Origin of the sequence: Pseudomonas sp. B21-040, from assembly GCF_024748695.1 — a bacterium.
In the GTDB taxonomy this organism is placed as follows: Bacteria; Pseudomonadota; Gammaproteobacteria; order Pseudomonadales; family Pseudomonadaceae; genus Aquipseudomonas.
Genome location: NZ_CP087176.1, coordinates 6,532,634 through 6,548,941 on the forward strand (window position 1 = coordinate 6,532,634; position 16,308 = coordinate 6,548,941).

Here is a 16,308-nt window from a genome sequence, read left to right on the forward strand (position 1 = left end):
GTCAGTTCCTGATGGCCCAGAATTTCAGCTCAAGCTCGGCAAATTCGCCAGACACATGGAACGCGAAGCCGCCGGAGCGCTCCAGTTGTGCCAGGTCTTCGGAACTGAGTTCGAGGATGAAATAAGTTTTGTTGGAGTGGAACGCGATCTGCCGCGGGGCCACCGGCAACGGTTTGACCTTGATACCCGGCAGGGCCAGGTTGACCAGTTGGCGGATGCGCTCCACCGGGCCGACCTTGAGGTGCGCCGGCAAGCGGTGGCGCAGTTCTTCGGAGTCGCAGTTGGCACTGGCCGCCAGCACGAACGAGGCCGAGCCCAGCAACTTGTGGTCGTGCAACGGCGAAACGATGATCCCGTACTGACGCTCTTGCAGGATCAGTTCGATGGCGTGCTGTTCCAGCACCATCGACAGCACCTGACGGATCGCTTCCATCAGTTTGCGAAAGCTCGCGCCCTGATCGCTGTGCTGGTAACGGCTGTCCAGGCGCGGGCGTTTGCTCTCGCTGGAAAACGTCGCCAAATCGCCGAGCATGGTCAGCAGCGTGCGGTACAACTCTTCCGGATGCACCTGCTCAAGTCCCAGGTAGTGACGCAGCAGCAGTTCGGTGCGGTTGATCAGTTGCAGCATCATGAAGTCGCCGACTTCCGCGCCGCCGACCTTGCCGTTGGAGCGAATCCGGTCAGCGATGGTGTCGCCGCGGTGACCGAGCATGCTGATCACTTCCTTCAGGCACGACAGCAGGTAGCCGGACGAATGTGCCTGAATGTAGGTCGGCACGAAATCCGGATCGAGGCTGATCACGCCGTCGGGCGTGGTGTCGAGCACGTCGCAGATTTTCAGCTTCACGTAGGCCTGATCGCTTTGCTGCTCGCCGAGCAACAGTTTGAAATCCGGGCGACCGCAGCGCACCTGGCTGGCGGAATCGTCGCCGGCGTTGGAATCGGCGACTTCGGCTTCGTACGCGGTGTAGCGCGCCAGCACGTCGGATTGCTCCGGGCGGCGCGACTCGATGTGGTTACCGGTGACCAGCGGCAGCGCCAGGTAGATCGGCGTGTTGCCGGTGTTGGGCGGCACGTCCAGCGCCAGCGGTTCGGTGTTGCCGCCGAGTTCAAACAGACTGCCATCCGGCAGAATCCCCGAGGCCTGGCTGATCACCAGTTTGCCCATGTTGAGGAACTGCAAATCGATGTCCAGGTTGAGGAAGCCCCAGGTGTAACCGCCCAGCAATTGGGTGCGGGTTTTCATCTGGTGGTCGTAGTAGCGATCGTTGTGCTGGAAGTGCTGCGGACGCAGCAGCATGCCTTCCTGCCAAATGACTTTATGGGTATTCATGATCAGTCATCTACCTTGGCGAGCGCTTCGTGGCTGTTGCGGATACCGGCCGAGTCCAGCGTCAGGTCAGCGTCGGTGACTTCCACCGGGGTGATCTGCACGGTGTAGCGCCATTTGGTTTCCGGCAGGTCGCGGTACGCGGCGAGTACGCCGACGTAGCGGCTGCCCTCCTCCACGCTGAGTTTCAGCTCGACGGTTTCGCCCGGACGCAGCTCGAGTTCTTCGCTGGCCACCAGGTCTGGGGCCAGGGATTCCTTGGCGCGTTCATACAAGCTGAAGAAGTCGGCGTTTTCGAAGGTCACCGGGTGCTTGAGCTCGAACAGACGCACAACAATCGGCGACGGACGACCGTTGAGGTCCGGGTTCAACTGATCGCTGGCGGTCAGTTTCAGGTTGAGCTTGGTCACTTTCGAATACGGCGACAGCGACGAGCAACCGGCCAGCAGCACCAGGGCCACGACCGTTGTCAGCGTCTTGAAAAAAGCGGTCGAACAGCGAGACATGCGCATCATCCTTGGTGGTCGGTGTGTAGGGTGGAAATCAGGCGAATCTGCTCTTCGTAGGCCTGGGCAAAGTCGCGGGCCAGCAGGCGTTCGCTCCAGTCATCGTCCTGACGCAGGGCCTGGTGATAACGGCCGTAGGCTCTCCAGCGACTGCCGGACGTGGCCAGCAGCGGCTTGTTGTCGCGCTCGAAACGCAGGGTCAATTGCTGCGGCGAGAAGTGCTCCAGCGTGCCGCGAACGGCGGCGCGGCTGGCGGTCAGCAAAGCCACTTGATGGGCCTGCAAATCGCGGAACGCGCGGGAGATGGCTTGCTCGGCCGGCAATTGGCCCGGCTTGTTCGGCTGCAACAAAATGCCCAGTGCTTCCCCGGCATCGACGGCGAATTTCAGCGGGTTCTTTTGAGAGCCTTGCACGGTGGTCTGGGCCAGCCGCAGTTCGTTTTTCAGTTCGCTGCGGGTGCGCAGGCTCTGCTGCAAACCGCCGACGCTTTGCTTGAGCAGACGTGCCGCGTTCAGCGCCAAGGCTTCGCGGGCGTCGTGGTCGAGGCCTTTGAGGTCCACGCCCAGCGCAGCACCGAAATGCTCCCAGAAGCCTTCGCTCTGACGTTCGACCGGTTTCGGCGCAGGGGCCGGCGCGGGTTCGGCCGGGGCATTGATCAGCTCCGGGACCAGCAGGCTTTCCATGTCGATGCGGGCGTAATCGGCACGCTGGCGGGTGTCTGAGAGGGTGGTGCTCGGGGAGATCAGTTCCTCGATTTCCGAGTACACACGCTCTTGCTGTTCGAGGGCATTCAGCGGATCGAGATCGAGGAAGGCATCGTCCGGAATAATGCTGCCCGCCGCACGCGGACGCCCGACTTCGCCGTCGAACGTCGCCGGGTCACGCACCAGCCGCGCACGAATCTCGAAGTCACCCAACACGTAGGTACTGCCGTGTTCGATGCGCACCGCTTCGCCTTTGCGCAGGCGTGCACCGCTTTCGCCGTCCTGGACACCGTTGCTGCTGGTGTCGGTGAGGAAAAACGTACCTTCGCGGTAGCTGATGTTCACGTGGTGATTGGACAGGTGCCGCTTGCGGTCCGGGATGATCCAGTCGCAATCCTCGCCACGACCAATCACGCCACCGGCCTGTTTGAAGGTCTTCTGGCATAAATCGGTGGGCACGAATTGCTTGGTGTTCAGCATTTCGAAAACCAGTTCCATGGTGATACTCCTTGCGGTCACTTGCCGCGATTGACCGCCTGCGGATCACCCAATGGGCGATAGGTGTTGTCGTTGTATTTGTAATTGCCGCTACAGCCGCCGAGGCCGCATAGAACGACGAGGGTCAGCAGGACGGCTTGCCAGTGACGAACAGGCATCAGAGGGTCTCCAGGGGTAGACAAAGCACAAAGCGCCGACCCGTTTGGGCGGCGCTGTTAAAAGCAAATGAGGTGGCATCGAAGGTCTTTTGCCTACCCATCGAAGTCACCCAAATTGATATTCAGGCGCCCGAGGCGGTAGAGCAGCGTGCGGCGTGGCAGGCCGAGTTCGCGGGCGGCGAGGGTCTGGTTGCCGTCGTTTTTGCGCAGGCAATCGAGCAGCAGACTGCGTTCGACCTGCTCCAGGCGTTCGCGCAGGTTCAGGCTGTTGTCCTCCGGCATGGCTTCCATGCGCAGGGAGAAATGCTCGGCCAGCAACTCGCCGCCCTCGCACAGCAACACCGCACGTTCGACCAGGCCTTTGAGTTCGCGCACGTTGCCGGGGAAGGCATAACCGGACAGGTGATCCAGCGCGGCATCGGACCAGCGCACCGCGTCGCGCTGCAAGAACGAGCAGGCCTTTTCAGCAAAGTGCCGGGCCAGGTCGAGGATGTCGCCTTCACGCTGGCGCAGGGCCGGCAACTCGATCGGGAATTGCGCGAGGCGGTAGTACAAGTCCTCGCGGAATTTGCCTTCGCTCACCAGCACCGACAAATCCCGGTGCGTCGCGGCAATGATGCGCACGTCGATCTTGTGGGTGTCGTTGGAACCGAGCGGGCGGATCTCGCCTTCCTGCAACACGCGCAGCAACTTGGCTTGCAGCGACAACGGCATGTCGCCGATTTCATCGAGCAACAAAGTGCCGCCGTTGGCTGCGTCGAACAGCCCGGCGCGGTCGCGGTCAGCGCCGGTGAAGGCGCCTTTGCGGTAGCCGAACAGCTCGCTTTCCAACAGGTTCTCGGGGAACGCCGCGCAGTTCTGCACGATGAACGCCTGGGAACGGCGCGGGCCGCAATCGTGAATCGCCCGCGCGACCACTTCCTTGCCGGTGCCGGTCTCGCCGCGCAACAGCACGGTGTAAGGGCTGTGCAGGACTTTGCTGATCAGCGAATAGGTCTGGCGCATGGCCGAACTCTTGCCGATCAAGCCGTAACCGCTGGCGCTCGGCACACTGACTGGCGCTGGTTTTGAGTCACCCGCTGGACGACGCAAGCGTTGCAGCAAATGCAACTGACCGAGCACGAAAGAGCCCAACTGCCCGAGCGAATCGGCGAACCCTTGCAGGTCGATGTGCTGGCGACTGGCGCACAGCAGCAAGCCTTCAACCGCTTTCTGTTGATTGACCAGTGGCACGCACAACAGCGACTGCCAAGGCGTGGCCTGCGGCGGCAGGAAACTGGTTTCGTGCAGGCTGCCACTCAACTCGCCGAGGCTCACCACGCGGTTCTGGCACAAGGCAAATTGCAGCAGTTGTTCACCGTTGTAATCCGCCGGCAGGCTCGCCGCTTCCCGGGGTTGCAGAATGCCGTTCAGGCACTCGGCGTTCATCCCCAGGCAGGTGTGGGTCGCGTCCAGCAAGTACAGCTGCGTCAGTTCGCAACCGCTGAGCTCGGCCACCCCACGCACGAAGTCACCCAGCAGCGCAGCACCGTCCGCCGCCCGCGACAGGCTGGCGAACTGCGCCAGCAAGGCTTCGGCATAGACCAGCGGTTGCGGCACTTGAGTGAACATCACACCCACCTCAGGCGAACTCGCAGATCACGCTGGCGTCACCGTCGAGCGTGGCATGCACACGCTTGAGGCTTTCACCGGTGGCCATCGCATCGAGCAAGCGGTCGGCCACCAGCGGCAGCACGTGCAGGTCAAGCAAATGGTCGATCAGACGCGCACCGCTGTCGCTTTGCGTGCAGCGCTCGGCCAGGTGATCGACGAGGTTCTGGCAGTAAGTGAAATCCAGCTGACGACGGTTCAGGCGTTCGCCCAGACGGCCGAGTTTGATTTCGATCAACTCGCGCAGCACCGGGCCGCCCACCGGGTAGTAAGGCACCACACGCATGCGTGCCAGCAGCGCCGGTTTGAAGTGTTTGCTGAGGACCGGGCGAATGGTTTCTTCAAGCACTTCGGCGGTCGGCCGCGCGCCGTTTTCGCAGAGCTCGCTGATGCGGTCGCTGCCCAGGTTCGAGGTCATCAGGATCAGCGTGTTGCGGAAATCGATCTCGCGCCCTTCGCCGTCGTTGGCCACGCCTTTGTCGAAGATTTGATAGAACAGATTGAGCACGTCCGGGTCAGCCTTTTCGACTTCATCGAGCAAGACGACGGAGTACGGCTTCTGACGCACGGCTTCGGTGAGCATGCCGCCCTCGCCGTAACCGACGTAGCCCGGTGGCGCACCGATCAGGCGCGAGACGGTGTGCTTCTCCTGGAACTCGGACATGTTGATGGTGGTGATGAAACGATCACCGCCGTACAGCAAATCGGCGAGGGCCAGCGCGGTTTCAGTCTTGCCGACGCCGCTCGGGCCGACCAGCAGGAACACGCCGACCGGCGCGTCCGGTTTGTTCAGGCCCGCTGCCGTGGCGCGCATCGAGCGGTCCAATGCATGAACGGCTTGCTCCTGGCCGCGGATGCGCGTGCGCAGGTCGGTGGCGAAACTGGCGACCTTGGCGTTGTGCTCACGGGCCAGTTGCGCCAGGGGCACACCGGTCCAGGCACTGATCACTTCGGCGACCAGACGCGGGCAGACTTCGAAGCTCACCAGTCGTTCTTTGACTTGCAGTTCGGTCAGGGCTTTGTGCGTGTCGTTGAGTGCGGATTCCAGAGACGCGACGCTTTGCGCCTCGTCCACCGGCAGGGTTTCGATCACGGTGCCTTCGGCGTCTTCTTCAACCGTCACGGTCGGCTCGACGGCGGCGGCTTCACGGGCCTTGGCCAGTTGCTGACGCAGATCCAGCAGGCGCTCGGCCAATTCTTTCTGTTCAGTCCACAGGGTTTCCAGCGCGATCATTTCGCTCTCGGCTTCGTCGAGGCGATCTTCCAACGCGTCCAGCGCTTCGTGATCGATCAGCAAACCGGCTTCGGCATCACGGCGCAGGGCCTGACGCTGACGGCCGCCTTCGGCCAGTTCGCCACGCAGGCGTTCAAGGCTTTCCGGGGCGGCGGCGAGGCTGATGCGAACGCGGGCGCAGGCGGTGTCGAGTACGTCGACGGCTTTGTCCGGCAGTTGGCGACCCGCCAGGTAACGGGCGGACAGTTCGGCAGCGGAGACCACCGCGTCATCGCGCAGGTAGATGCCGTGGCTCTTCTCGTACACCTGAGCCAGGCCACGCAGGATGGTCACCGCTTCGCTGACGGTCGGTTCGTGCAGTTGCACCGGTTGGAAACGACGGGCCAGCGCCGGGTCTTTCTCGAAGTATTTTTTGTACTCGGCCCACGTGGTTGCGGCGATGGTTCGCAACTCGCCACGGGCCAGGGCCGGTTTCAGCAGGTTGGCCGCGTCGGAACCGCCGGCATTACCGCCCGCGCCGATCAGCGTGTGGGCTTCGTCGATGAACAGGATGATCGGTTTCGGCGAGGCTTTGACTTCGTCGATCACGCCTTTGAGGCGACGCTCGAATTCACCTTTGACGCTGGCGCCCGCCTGCAACAGGCCCATGTCCAGCGACAGCAACTCAACGCCTTTGAGCACTTGCGGTACTTCACCGGCGGCGATGCGCGAGGCCAGGCCTTCGACGATGGCGGTTTTACCCACACCAGCCTCACCGACCACAATCGGGTTGTTCTTGCGCCGGCGGGCGAGGATGTCGACCATCTGGCGGATCGCGCCATCGCGGCACAGCACCGGGTCGAGTTTGCCGTCGCGGGCCTGTTGAGTCAGGTTGTGGGTGAAGCGCTCCAGCAACGACTCACCCGGCACGGCGGGTTTTCCGGTGGCCGGTTGTTCTTTCTGCGACAGGGCGAATTCTTTCAGACGCTCAATGTTCAGCTTGGCCAGCAACGGCTGGTAGCGGCTGCCGGCGTAGCGCATCGGGTTGCGCAGCAGCGCGAGAATCAGGGCAGCTTGTTCGACCTGGGTCTGGCCCAGTTCGAGGTTGGCCACCAGCAACGCATCTTGCAGCCACTGCACCAGTTCCGGGGCGAACACCGGATTGCGCGAGGCGCTGTGCTCGACCCGCGACTGCAACGCGGCGTTCAGCTCACCGGCGTCCACTTCGGCATCTTGCAGCGCGCGTGCGAGCAAGCCTTGCGGGCGCTCCAGCAGGCCCAGCAGCAAGTCTTCGACGAGGATTTTGCTGCCGCCACGAGCGACGCAACGCTCGGCCGAACTTTCCAGATCACGACGGGTTTCGGCGTCCAGCGCCTGGATAAGTTGTTGCAGGTCTACGTTGATCATTGGTCATCTGTCCTTAATGAATTTTGCTGCCCAGGGTCACCACGCCGTCCGCTTTTTCGCGGCCCAGCCAACTGGTCCATCCCAGGCGACAGGCGTTCTGCTCACCGATGCGCAGTTCGGGGATTTCTTCCTGGCGCAACACCAGGCGAATGTCGTAGTCGAGCGGGTCACGCAGGGTGAACCGCACCAGCGCGCACAGAGGCTGGTAGCCGAAACCGATCGGCAGGAATTCATGGAATCGCTGCCAGTCGAGTTGGGTGATGTGGATACGGAATTTGCCGCTGCGGTCGCGCACGTGCTCGCCCAGCACCAGGTCTTCGCCCAGCAGGCTGTTGGCTCGGCCCAAACGATTGCGCTGCTCGTCGAGAATTTCCACGCGACGCTCGATGCACTGCTCGATGACCAGGTCTTCGTGCTTGAAGTAGTAACGCAACACCGCTTCGATCAGCGCCGCCGAGTGTGCCCGCAAGCTGAGCAAACCGAGGTACGGCAGCAGGCGTTTCCAGTTCAGTTCCTGGGCCTTGCGGATCTCTTCGCCACCCAGGCCGATCAAGGCAAACAGCTGCGAGGAAAACGGGTCGAGCGCGCCGCTCTGGAAGCTCGCGCGGTAGCGATACTTGCGCCAGATCGGCAGCATCAGCCGTTGCAGGCGATGGTGGAACAGGTCGAGGAAGTTGCGCGTCGGGTTGCCGTCTTCGCTGTCGCCCAAGGCCTGTTCGCCATAGAACGCCGGCAGCGGCGAACCGGAACCGACCAGGCCGATCAGGTTGAACCGCAGGCGCGCGCGCATCTGCCCGTGCTCTTCGAAAAACTCCACGCGATCGACGTCGCTGCCCGGGAAACCCAGGCTCGGGTTGGCCTGGAATTCCAGCTGGTCGTACAGATCGTCTTCGCTCAGGTACGGGTGCGCCGCGCGCAGCCGGTCGATCACCAGCAGCACGGCCTGAAACAGCGAGTACTCGCGTATTACCCGGGTCAGCCCGCTTAAAGCAGGGGCTGCAGGCCCATACGTGGTGTCCATTGGTACACCTCTCCCTGTGTGCTTTTTACCCGCAGCTCGTGGAACGAATTGAGACTGGCGTAAAGCGCGAAAAACTCGTTAAGAACAGAAGCGAACACGAACAGGTCGCCTTCGCCGATATAGCCTTCCGGGTCGATGGTCAGCTCGGTGCGCAACCCGCGCACCGGCAAGCCGCGATGCAAACGGTCGACGTGGTGATGCTTGATCGACTTGAGCCCGCCGAGCAGGCGTTTGCTGACCTTCTCCGCGTGTTGGTCGTAGTAGCGCGGCAGGTCGTAGGTTTCGAGAATCACCTTCAACGCATTGACGTCGGCCAGCGACAGATAGTTAAGCGACATGTTGCTGATCAGCTTCCACAGGAAGTCACGGTTCAGCGGCGGCGCGAAACTGGAAGTGGCCGGGGTGATGTTGCGGAAACTCAGGAACTCCGGCGTCTCTTCGCAGGCCACGCAAATGTCGCCGAGCTTGAGCTTGCGCGGCAGGTTCTGGTTGGTGCACGTCAGCTCGATCGACAGGGTTTCATGGGCTTCGGTGTGGCGGATGCCGAAGCTCAGGTAAGTGTCGAGACCGTCGTGCAGCAAGGACGAACGCTGGCGAATGCTGTAATGCGGACGGCTGGTGGGCACGTCGAAACTCGGGTCGTGCTCGAAGGATTCGAACGGCACGTATTCCTGATAACCGAGGCCGCCGGGCTTCCAGCCGGTGACGGTTTCCACCGAAAACACGCCGCAGTTTTCCAGGTCGTATTCGGCGGGCAGCAGCAGGTATTCGTCCTGCTTGCCGTCGAGGCGAATTGGCAACGCATCGTGCTTGAACAGATTGACGATGGGCGTGCAATAGAGCTTCACGTTGTCCAGCGTCGGACGCATGCGCATGATGCCGCTCTTGCGAATATCGAAGCGCAATTCCAGGCCGCGCATCTGCTTCAGCGTGTCTTCCGGCAGCGCCTTGAGCAGGTCCAGACCATTGACGTCGACGAACAGGAACTTGTCCTGGAAGGCGAAATACTCCTGCAGGTAGCGATAGCCACGGAAGGTGTTCAGCGGATACGGAATCAATGCCTCTTCTTCGGCAAAGCCCACCGGCTGCACACGGTCGCCGGGCAGCTTGAACGCCATCGGTTTACCGCTGACACCGTTGATGGGTTTGCCTGCGCCATCCAGCGGGATCAGTTCGATGCCTTCGAGGTTGCGCAACAGGCTGAGGTACAGCATCTGGCTGATGTAACGCTCGCCAGCGAAGTGCAGGCGCAGACGGTTCAGTTCCAACTCACCCAGATGACCGTCCGCGCTCATCTCCAGCCGCAGGCTCAACAACGAACCGTCGCCCTTCACCGAATAGGTCAGCGCGGCCAGATCCAGCGCCTGGACTTCGGTCGGGTAGCACGTGCGGAAACGGCAGCGCACGTCTTCGATGGGCACGCTTTCAATCGGCGTATCGCGCTCGACTTTCAACGCAGGCCCGGAGCGCTTGAGCGGGTCGAACTGCAAAATGCTGAACGCCGGCAGCGGGCGCATGTAGTTGGGCCACAGCAGCTGCATCAGCGAATGGCTGAGCTCTGGCAATTCGTCGTCGAGCTTCTGACGCAGGCGACCGGTCAGGAACGCAAAACCTTCCAGCAACCGCTCCACGTCCGGATCCCGCCCAGCCTGGCCGAGGAAAGGTGCCAACGCGGGACTACGCTCGGCGAAACGGCGGCCTAACTGGCGCAGTGCGGTGAGTTCGCTTTGGTAGTAGTGGTTAAAGGACACGGGGTACCTGCCTGGTATTGAATCTCATGAATAAAACGTCCTGTAGAGCGCTACCGTCAGACCCGCACAGACGTAGCCGGCGATCAGGAGGTACGGCACGATCAGGATCCAGCCGTAGGCCATGTAAGAGTCACTGAGCTGCCCGGCGACCAGACTGAACAAGCCATAAAGCATCCATGGCACGGCGTAGAACGGAATGAACTTCAACGGCGCCAACCAGACCATCCGCAGCGCTTGTTGCTCGCTACGGTTCTTGGCGGATCGAGAAGTCCACAGCGAAAACATCAACAGACCGGGGATGCCCCACCACAACAGGTACACCCAATGGGTCTCGGATGAGTCGAACGTGGAGTACTCGCCAATCCACAGGCCATAGGAAAAAATCGCCAGCACCGCCAGCAATGGCCACCACAAGGCAACCATGAAGAAACTCAGTTGCGCTCGGCTAAGCATGGTCGGCCCCCGACGCGAGCTTCGAGGCTTTTGCGCCAACTACTTTGCGCTTGTACCAGCCATCCAGCCCGGTGCTGAGAAGGATCCCCGTCAAGGTGAATATTCCTTGGCCGATGCCATAGAGCAGCGCCCGTAGCGGATGATGCGGCAGCATCCACAGGAGAATTAGTCCTACCCAGATCGCCCACAGGATCAACTTCACACGTAGCACAGGAATCAGCGCCAGCACCGCGTTGAAGACAAGGAAAAACTCGTAGAGGAATTTGCTGGTAAGACGAATGTTCACGCCACGGGAGGTCAAGCCGCCGTAGGTCGAGATGTACCAGTCGGCCGCGAAGTTATTCAGAAACGCGTAACCCACACAGAAAACACTGTGGATCAACAGGCAGCAGACGATGCGGGCCAGCATGTTCATGCGGGACGCACCGAGGAGTAACAGCTGCCCACGATTTCGATGGCCACCAATGAAATCAGGACCATGAACGTCAGCGAGCGATGCAGCCATGACTGACGCAGTCGCTTGCTGATCGCCGTGACAATCAGCAGAAAACTCAAGATCGCGATGCCGCCGAACAGATTGCTGTCGGCGATGAACATCAGATACATGCGCATCTCGTCCGATACGTCGATCATGGGCAAAAGGCTCCATCCTCGAGGGTCCAGCTGCGCTGATAACCATCACGTTCACGTTTGACGGATTGCAGGGCGTAGAAATGGAGATGAGGCCCGACCTCTTTTTGCTGTTCTTTTTGCTCGTCCATGATTACCGGTCTCTCGCTTTTTCAGGCGTCATCGCCGTGCTGGTGTGTAGATAAAGTTGTTCGCCGTCAAACCCTGTAATACCGGCAGCGCTCAGAGGAAAACCGTCTTTCGTGCTGTATCGAACCCAGCCTTGCGACCACATATCGCCATTCTCGTGACGAACCTGTACGTAGTAATTTGGTGCTTCGGCCTTGGAGACTTCGATAAATACCCCACCATCTTCGCCACCCACCCAAAGCGCATTGGGATGAGCAATCAAAGTCGGGGCGACGGACCGTTCCATACGCAACAGCACAGCAAACAAAACCAAAATCGCCAGCAGCCCAATGGAGCTCAGGAAAGCGATAAGCAAAGTAATGGACAGGCGCTTTTTATCCGTGCACTGGCACAACTCCCCCTCCCTAGTGAGCCTGGACATCAGATCTCCAGAACCTTGTGTGGGGTGTTGCTGATAAATATGCTCAATACACTTCCCCTCCAATCCGACAGTTTGCTTATTCTTTTCCGTCATCTAACGGCGCGCACGCTGTAATACTCCACCCTTCGTACCCGGTTGAAGTTGGATAAATCGCATGACCATTAACCCATTGCGAGCGCTCATCTGTCGTGAATTCATTCTGCCAAAGCAGCCACTCAGACGACTTCAGCAACTCACCGTCAACGCTATACACTCGAAAAAACGCTTCACTAGTGAAAAGCTTTACAAATTTCCCTGCGACGCCAAAATTAGAATACTTCGGTATATACGAATTAATATAACAAGTTTTAGCTTCATTCCAAGTCGTGGAATAAACTTCCGCCGTAACGGCAGCCCCATGCTTAATGTATAGCCAAACGGAAACAAGCGCGCCTACTACAAGCAATATCAGCACCAACAAATACGACATTTTTTTCATAATCACTTAGACCCAGAGCGAGATAGGTACTCTTCAAAATCGATAGGACCAAGATGAATTATAAAAGACACGTCATACAATTTGACCGTCGTATAAATCATCATATCTCCACCCTTCCCGTTCACTTGCCGATATTTATTAAAGTGCCCATTCGTCACTTTGTGATATTCGACTCCGGCTTTTTCAATCAACGCAGGCTCGGCAAAATAGTCAATCGGACCGGGCCGGGTTACCCCTTCAGGCGCCCAATAGCCCAATAATTGATCGTCCCCGGCATTGAGAAAGTCGTAAGTATCCCGAACGTAAAGGCCAACCTGCTCTATTTCTATTGCGGGAAAGCCATGATCGTTTTGAATAGTGCGAAATTTAGTTGCCGCGACTTTTACGACGAAAGTCCCTAAAGCGCCGTATACATCATCCAACGCATCCGTAGCCTTTTCCCAATCTTTAGCCCCGAACCTAATCAAATTAAATTGGGATATATCCTCCAACTCAATAGCTGTTTTATCACTGTAATCCAGGTATGCGCTTTTTAGCTTCTTTGACTTTGCATCCAGCAAGCCAAGTCGCTGGAGTCGCGTCATCAATACGATCAGCCCTTTAGAAAGCTCGTCGAGCGAACCTTTTACTCTACCGGCACTTCCGTTAAATTCTGATGTTGATGATAGCTCAGCAATATACTCATCAACTTTTGGCTTTACACGCTTCGACCCAGTAAACAACCACTCAAACGGTATATCAGTTATAAGCTTATCCGCACTCAAGGTACTCGCTGCTATGTCACCTTGCTTAACAGATTTTGGCAACTCATAGGGCTCACCAGCGAACCACTTCCGCATGACACGAGCGGCCACCGTCCAACCCAATTTATCCATAACTTTAGGAATTGAAGAAAGCTGAAAAACCTTAGCTTGAACGCTTTGACCTTCTTTATTCTGAGCTGGAGTCAGAGGAGCTTTGATCGGCGCGGGCATGGAATAAACCTCAGCAAATGGCAATAGAGTTTTGAGGTTCTAAAAGCAACGTAACCCCTTCAGCAATTGAGGAGCCAATTACCGAAGTTTTTCCTTCACTATCCGTGACACCTGTTATTTCTTTTCCTGAGTCCGTGCGGATTGTGTATCCGCGATCCGCTATCGGCGCGCCTGTCTCGGGATCAGTCACAACGAAGTGTTCGGTAAACGGCCACTGAATTTCCACCGGCAACGGAGGAACAAACGGCACCGCCGAATGCGAATTCCCGATAATCACTGTCCCGGACCCGGCCGTAACCTTGTTGCCATGAGTCCCGACGGAATCCACCGTCGCAGCCGGTTTGCCGTTAATCAAAACCGTCGTCGCCAACCCGCCCGACATCGCACCACCACACGCCGAGGCATCGCCTTGGCGGGCGGCCGCGAGGCCGTCGAAGAACACGTCGCCGGAACCGGCGGCGATCGGGTTGGTGCCGTGGCCGGGGAGCGGGCAAGCGGTGGGGTCGGATACACGTGCTGCGGGTTTGCCGGACATACGAATCTCCTTAGTTGACCTTCACTTGACCGCTGCCATCCAGGCGCGCGGCGAAACTGACCTGACGCTTGAAACCATCAACTTCCAGCAGCCCTTCGATGCTGAAGGACAGGCGAAGCTGATCGTGGTCACGCGGCAGGGAGATGACACGCACATTGCTCAGGCGTGGCTCGTAGGCTTCGATGAAATTTTCGATGGCCAGACGAGCCTGACTCAGGGAGTCGTGCAGGCTCAGACGCATGTCATTGAGATCGGGTAGCCCGTAATCGGACAGCGTTTGCACGCTGCCCGCACGGGTGCTGAGCATCTTGGCCAGATGGGCAGCCACGGACGCCGTGGCGGATACCTCGCGGCTCCAGCCGACGCGTTTGTCCGCGTCGCCACCCAGGCGTTCGAAAAGGCTGCCGTATCCAGTCATGAGTTAGCTCCGCTTACTCTTTGTCCAGCTTGCCAACCAGCGACAGGGTGAAATCGGCACCCATGTACTTGAAGTGCGGGCGCACGTTCAGGCTGACGCGGTACCAGCCAGGCTCGCCTTCGACATCGCTGACGATGATCTGGGCAGCGCGCAGTGGACGACGGCCACGGACTTCGGCGCTCGGGTTTTCCTGGTCGGCCACGTATTGGCGAATCCACTTGTTGAGTTCCAGCTCGAGGTCGGTACGTTCTTTCCACGAACCGAGTTGCTCGCGCTGCAGCACTTTCAAGTAGTGAGCCAGGCGGTTGACGATCATCATGTACGGCAGTTGGGTGCCGAGCTTGTAGTTCAGCTCTGCCGCCTTGCCTTCTGCGCTGATGCCGAAGAACTTCGGCTTCTGCACCGAGCTTGCGGAGAAGAACGCCGCGTTGTCGGAGCCTTTACGCATGGTCAGGGAGATGAAGCCTTCCTCGGCCAGTTCGTATTCACGACGGTCGCTAACCAGAACCTCGGTAGGAATCTTGGTTTCGATTTCGCCCATGCTTTCGAAGTGGTGCAACGGCAGGTCTTCCACCGCGCCACCGCTTTGCGGGCCGATGATGTTCGGGCACCAGCGGAATTTGGCGAAGCTGTCGGTCAACTTGGTGCCGAACGCGTAGGCGGTGTTGCCCCACAGGTAGTGTTCGTGGCTGTTGGCGACGGTTTCTTTGTAGACGAACGATTTGACCGGGTTGTCTTCCGGGTCGTACGGGTTACGCAGCAGGAAACGCGGCACGGTCAGGCCGACGTAACGGGAGTCTTCCGACTGACGGAAGCTCTGCCATTTGGCGAATTGCGGGCCTTCGAAGTGATCTTTCAGGTCCTTCAGGTCCGGCAGGCCGGTGAAGCTTTCCAGGCCGAAGAATTTCGGCCCGGCCGCGGCAATGAACGGCGCGTGGGACATGCAGGCAACGCTGGACACGTACTGCATCAGTTTCACGTCCGGCGAGCTTGGGGACATGAAGTAGTTGGCGATGATCGCGCCTACAGGCTGACCACCGAACTGGCCGTATTCAGCGGTGTAGATGTGCTTGTACAGGCCCGACTGCATCACTTCCGGCGAATCTTCGAAGTCGTCCAGCAGGTCGTCCTTGGAGACGTTGAGGATTTCGATCTTGATGTTTTCGCGGAAGTTGGTGCGGTCGACCAGCAACTGCAGGCCACGCCACGACGATTCCAGGGACTGGAAGTCCGGGTGGTGCAGGATCTCGTCCATCTGGCGGCTGAGCTTGGCATCGATCTCGGCGATCATGCGGTCAACCATGGCTTTCTTGACCGGCTCGCCGTTGTTCTGCGGCTTGAGCAGCTCTTCGATGAAGGCCGACACACCGCGTTTGGCGATGTCGTAGGCTTCGTCGTCCGGAGTCAGGCGGGTTTCGGCGATGATGCTGTCGAGAATGCTGTATTCGCCGTTCTCGTTGCTCTTTTGCTGTGCTGCGCTAGTGCTCATTGTGTTGGCTTCCTTGGCTGATGGAGACTCAGGCGTCCTGGGCGGCGGCGTTCAGGCCCAGCTCACCGAGTACGCGACCGCGGGATTCGTCGTCGGCGAGCACGCCTTCGATGGCTTTGCGGAACGCAGGTGCGTTACCCAGCGGGCCTTTGAGGGCCACCAGCGCGTCGCGCAGTTCCATCAGTTTTTTCAGCTCGGGCACTTGCTCGACCAGGCTGGCCGGGTTGAAGTCCTTCATCGAGTTGACGCGCAGTTTCACGGCCAGTTCTTCAGTGTCGCTTTCTTCCTGAAGACGGTTCGGTACGCTCAGTGTCAGGCTCAGCTCTTGCTTGGCCAGTACTTCGTCGAAGGTCATCTTGTCGATGCTGATCGGCTTGCGATCTTCGACTTTGCGTTCGTCCTTGCGGTGGGTGTAGTCACCGATTGCCAGTAGTTTCAACGGCAGTTCGATCTCTTCCTGTGCACCACCGGTGGCAGGTTTGAAAGTGACGTTGATGCGTTCCTTGGGGGCTACCGAGCCTTCTTTGGCCATGGCTTTTCTCC

Annotated in this window: 19 protein-coding genes; all 19 read right to left on the reverse strand. The window is 59.3% G+C overall.

Translation table 11 applies throughout. The features are described from left to right. Nucleotide 1 precedes the first annotated feature (1 nt). The 19 genes from tssK to tssB all read right to left on the reverse strand — a co-directional run bounded on the left by tssK (nt 2) and on the right by tssB (nt 16,297). Nucleotides 2-1,333 (reverse strand): type VI secretion system baseplate subunit TssK, encoded by a 1,332-nt coding sequence (gene tssK / locus LOY55_RS30005; RefSeq protein ID WP_046030714.1) that lies wholly within the window; start codon nt 1,331-1,333, stop codon nt 2-4. A gap of 2 nt (nt 1,334-1,335) precedes the next feature. Beyond that, nucleotides 1,336-1,836 (reverse strand): type VI secretion system lipoprotein TssJ, encoded by a 501-nt coding sequence (tssJ, locus tag LOY55_RS30010; protein ID WP_109785756.1) that lies wholly within the window; start codon nt 1,834-1,836, stop codon nt 1,336-1,338. 5 nt (nt 1,837-1,841) lie between these two features. Continuing rightward, nucleotides 1,842-3,038: a type VI secretion system-associated FHA domain protein TagH gene (tagH, locus tag LOY55_RS30015; RefSeq protein WP_223523060.1), complete on the reverse strand. Its 1,197-nt coding sequence runs from the start codon at nt 3,036-3,038 to the stop codon at nt 1,842-1,844. Nucleotides 3,039-3,055: 17 nt separating this feature from the next. Further along, nucleotides 3,056-3,196: a hypothetical protein gene (locus LOY55_RS30020; RefSeq protein WP_007894589.1), complete on the reverse strand. Its 141-nt coding sequence runs from the start codon at nt 3,194-3,196 to the stop codon at nt 3,056-3,058. Between the two features lie 93 nt (nt 3,197-3,289). Beyond that, nucleotides 3,290-4,807 (reverse strand): sigma-54-dependent Fis family transcriptional regulator, encoded by a 1,518-nt coding sequence (locus LOY55_RS30025; RefSeq protein ID WP_223523062.1) that lies wholly within the window; start codon nt 4,805-4,807, stop codon nt 3,290-3,292. 10 nt (nt 4,808-4,817) lie between these two features. Then, a complete protein-coding gene (gene tssH / locus LOY55_RS30030) occupies nt 4,818-7,466 on the reverse strand; it encodes a type VI secretion system ATPase TssH (RefSeq protein WP_109785759.1) in 2,649 nt (882 codons plus the stop codon). Between the two features lie 13 nt (nt 7,467-7,479). Continuing rightward, nucleotides 7,480-8,487 carry a type VI secretion system baseplate subunit TssG gene (gene tssG, locus LOY55_RS30035; RefSeq protein WP_046030724.1) on the reverse strand — a complete coding sequence of 336 codons (1,008 nt, stop codon included), beginning with the start codon at nt 8,485-8,487 and terminating at the stop codon, nt 7,480-7,482. Continuing rightward, nucleotides 8,451-10,238, reverse strand: a complete 1,788-nt coding sequence (gene tssF / locus LOY55_RS30040; RefSeq protein WP_223523064.1) for a type VI secretion system baseplate subunit TssF — start codon at nt 10,236-10,238, stop codon at nt 8,451-8,453. The genes tssG and tssF overlap by 37 nt, the downstream gene beginning before the upstream one ends. 24 nt (nt 10,239-10,262) lie before the next feature. Beyond that, complete coding sequence (locus LOY55_RS30045; protein WP_109785761.1) at nt 10,263-10,691, reverse strand: hypothetical protein; 429 nt, start codon at nt 10,689-10,691, stop codon at nt 10,263-10,265. Beyond that, on the reverse strand, nt 10,684-11,106 hold the full coding sequence (locus tag LOY55_RS30050; RefSeq protein WP_223523066.1) for a hypothetical protein: 423 nt from the start codon (nt 11,104-11,106) through the stop codon (nt 10,684-10,686). The genes LOY55_RS30045 and LOY55_RS30050 overlap by 8 nt, the downstream gene beginning before the upstream one ends. Next, nucleotides 11,103-11,324, reverse strand: coding sequence for a hypothetical protein (locus LOY55_RS30055; RefSeq protein WP_046030729.1), 222 nt, complete (start codon nt 11,322-11,324; stop codon nt 11,103-11,105). Before LOY55_RS30055 ends, LOY55_RS30050 begins: the two co-directional genes overlap by 4 nt. Further along, nucleotides 11,321-11,452 carry a hypothetical protein gene (locus LOY55_RS30060; protein WP_258667299.1) on the reverse strand — a complete coding sequence of 44 codons (132 nt, stop codon included), beginning with the start codon at nt 11,450-11,452 and terminating at the stop codon, nt 11,321-11,323. The genes LOY55_RS30055 and LOY55_RS30060 overlap by 4 nt, the downstream gene beginning before the upstream one ends. A 2-nt stretch (nt 11,453-11,454) precedes the next feature. Next, a complete protein-coding gene (locus LOY55_RS30065) occupies nt 11,455-11,871 on the reverse strand; it encodes a hypothetical protein (protein WP_223523068.1) in 417 nt (138 codons plus the stop codon). Between the two features lie 76 nt (nt 11,872-11,947). After that, nucleotides 11,948-12,349 carry a hypothetical protein gene (locus tag LOY55_RS30070; RefSeq protein WP_223523070.1) on the reverse strand — a complete coding sequence of 134 codons (402 nt, stop codon included), beginning with the start codon at nt 12,347-12,349 and terminating at the stop codon, nt 11,948-11,950. Between the two features lie 2 nt (nt 12,350-12,351). Continuing rightward, nucleotides 12,352-13,323: a DUF6402 family protein gene (locus LOY55_RS30075; protein WP_046030731.1), complete on the reverse strand. Its 972-nt coding sequence runs from the start codon at nt 13,321-13,323 to the stop codon at nt 12,352-12,354. Between the two features lie 10 nt (nt 13,324-13,333). Beyond that, complete coding sequence (locus tag LOY55_RS30080; RefSeq protein ID WP_046030733.1) at nt 13,334-13,858, reverse strand: PAAR domain-containing protein; 525 nt, start codon at nt 13,856-13,858, stop codon at nt 13,334-13,336. Between the two features lie 10 nt (nt 13,859-13,868). Further along, entirely contained in the window at nt 13,869-14,276 is a 408-nt protein-coding gene (gene tssE / locus LOY55_RS30085; RefSeq protein ID WP_223523072.1) for a type VI secretion system baseplate subunit TssE, read from the reverse strand. Between the two features lie 13 nt (nt 14,277-14,289). Beyond that, on the reverse strand, nt 14,290-15,765 hold the full coding sequence (tssC, locus tag LOY55_RS30090; RefSeq protein WP_027926312.1) for a type VI secretion system contractile sheath large subunit: 1,476 nt from the start codon (nt 15,763-15,765) through the stop codon (nt 14,290-14,292). Between the two features lie 28 nt (nt 15,766-15,793). Further along, entirely contained in the window at nt 15,794-16,297 is a 504-nt protein-coding gene (tssB, locus tag LOY55_RS30095; RefSeq protein WP_027926311.1) for a type VI secretion system contractile sheath small subunit, read from the reverse strand. Between the last annotated feature and the right edge of the window lie 11 nt (nt 16,298-16,308).

Excerpts from the sequence above, each read along its gene's own strand:
- LOY55_RS30065 (WP_223523068.1), bottom strand. The coding sequence starts at position 11,871 with ATGTCCAGGCTCACTAGGGAGGGGGAGTTGTGCCAGTGCACGGATAAA.
- LOY55_RS30025 (WP_223523062.1), bottom strand. The coding sequence starts at position 4,807 with ATGTTCACTCAAGTGCCGCAACCGCTGGTCTATGCCGAAGCCTTGCTG.
- tagH (WP_223523060.1), bottom strand. The coding sequence starts at position 3,038 with ATGGAACTGGTTTTCGAAATGCTGAACACCAAGCAATTCGTGCCCACC.
- LOY55_RS30060 (WP_258667299.1), bottom strand. The coding sequence starts at position 11,452 with ATGGACGAGCAAAAAGAACAGCAAAAAGAGGTCGGGCCTCATCTCCAT.
- LOY55_RS30050 (WP_223523066.1), bottom strand. The coding sequence starts at position 11,106 with ATGAACATGCTGGCCCGCATCGTCTGCTGCCTGTTGATCCACAGTGTT.
- tssG (WP_046030724.1), bottom strand. The coding sequence starts at position 8,487 with ATGGACACCACGTATGGGCCTGCAGCCCCTGCTTTAAGCGGGCTGACC.
- tssE (WP_223523072.1), bottom strand. The coding sequence starts at position 14,276 with ATGACTGGATACGGCAGCCTTTTCGAACGCCTGGGTGGCGACGCGGAC.
- LOY55_RS30055 (WP_046030729.1), bottom strand. The coding sequence starts at position 11,324 with ATGATCGACGTATCGGACGAGATGCGCATGTATCTGATGTTCATCGCC.
- LOY55_RS30075 (WP_046030731.1), bottom strand. The coding sequence starts at position 13,323 with ATGCCCGCGCCGATCAAAGCTCCTCTGACTCCAGCTCAGAATAAAGAA.
- tssH (WP_109785759.1), bottom strand. The coding sequence starts at position 7,466 with ATGATCAACGTAGACCTGCAACAACTTATCCAGGCGCTGGACGCCGAA.
- LOY55_RS30080 (WP_046030733.1), bottom strand. The coding sequence starts at position 13,858 with ATGTCCGGCAAACCCGCAGCACGTGTATCCGACCCCACCGCTTGCCCG.
- tssJ (WP_109785756.1), bottom strand. The coding sequence starts at position 1,836 with ATGTCTCGCTGTTCGACCGCTTTTTTCAAGACGCTGACAACGGTCGTG.
- LOY55_RS30070 (WP_223523070.1), bottom strand. The coding sequence starts at position 12,349 with ATGAAAAAAATGTCGTATTTGTTGGTGCTGATATTGCTTGTAGTAGGC.
- tssK (WP_046030714.1), bottom strand. The coding sequence starts at position 1,333 with ATGAATACCCATAAAGTCATTTGGCAGGAAGGCATGCTGCTGCGTCCG.
- tssB (WP_027926311.1), bottom strand. The coding sequence starts at position 16,297 with ATGGCCAAAGAAGGCTCGGTAGCCCCCAAGGAACGCATCAACGTCACT.
- LOY55_RS30020 (WP_007894589.1), bottom strand. The coding sequence starts at position 3,196 with ATGCCTGTTCGTCACTGGCAAGCCGTCCTGCTGACCCTCGTCGTTCTA.
- LOY55_RS30045 (WP_109785761.1), bottom strand. The coding sequence starts at position 10,691 with ATGCTTAGCCGAGCGCAACTGAGTTTCTTCATGGTTGCCTTGTGGTGG.
- tssC (WP_027926312.1), bottom strand. The coding sequence starts at position 15,765 with ATGAGCACTAGCGCAGCACAGCAAAAGAGCAACGAGAACGGCGAATAC.